Genomic DNA, 746 nt, shown 5'->3' on the forward strand with positions numbered 1-746 from the left:
ACAAACACGTTGTGTAACATTTGAGAAATGAACAAAATACTAACTTACATATTAATATTTCTAACTTTTAGTTGTGTTGATAAAAAGAATAAAACAGAAACTCAAACATCACTAACTGAACAAAGTGAAACTGAAATTTCGGATTCTGAAAAAACAAAAAAGACGATTTTTGATAAAGTCTTTAGGAAAATTAATGAAATTGAATATTTCAAAAATTACGAAAACGGAATTAGCTCTGTCATAAATTATGAAGAAAGTAGATGGGAATATGTTTTTGTTGAGATGGTAAATGACAACAAACGAATAGTTATTCTTGAGAAAATTGTTGAGACTGGAAAACCTGAAAAAAAGTATCAAATTTTAGATACCATTCTTATCAATAATTTTAAAGAAAATGAATTTACATCATTTGGTGTTTGCCAAAATAATGGAAAAGCAGATTCTCGGATTTTCACAATAATTGAGAGAACTGAAAATGATTTTGATTTAGAATATTATTCCAAAATCAAAAGTGCGTGGAAAGCAAATCTTAAAACCAAAAAAATTGAAAAAATGACCGAAATAAATGGAATTATGTGTATGAATGAAAGTTATGGAATTTAAAAAAACGTTACACAACACCGTGTATAAAAAATTGCTTAATTTTAGCTTAAACAAAAGTTGCTGCTTTTTTACTCACTTTCTATTTTCCTTCGGAAAATAGCCGTTCACAAAAAACGCAACTTTCAATACACAAACACGTTGCC

1 protein-coding gene is annotated in these 746 nt (G+C 27.3%); it reads left to right on the forward strand.

Annotated elements, in window-relative coordinates:
- Positions 1-27 precede the first annotated feature (27 nt).
- Positions 28-603 (forward strand): hypothetical protein, encoded by a 576-nt coding sequence (locus tag MPF13_RS15480; RefSeq protein ID WP_249983669.1) that lies wholly within the window; start codon positions 28-30, stop codon positions 601-603.
- Positions 604-746 lie beyond the last annotated feature (143 nt).

This window comes from Polaribacter sp. Z022, from assembly GCF_023555495.1.
Lineage (GTDB): Bacteria > Bacteroidota > Bacteroidia > Flavobacteriales > Flavobacteriaceae > Polaribacter.

Coding starts and splice junctions, on each gene's coding strand:
- MPF13_RS15480 (WP_249983669.1), top strand. CDS start 28: ATGAACAAAATACTAACTTACATATTAATATTTCTAACTTTTAGTTGT.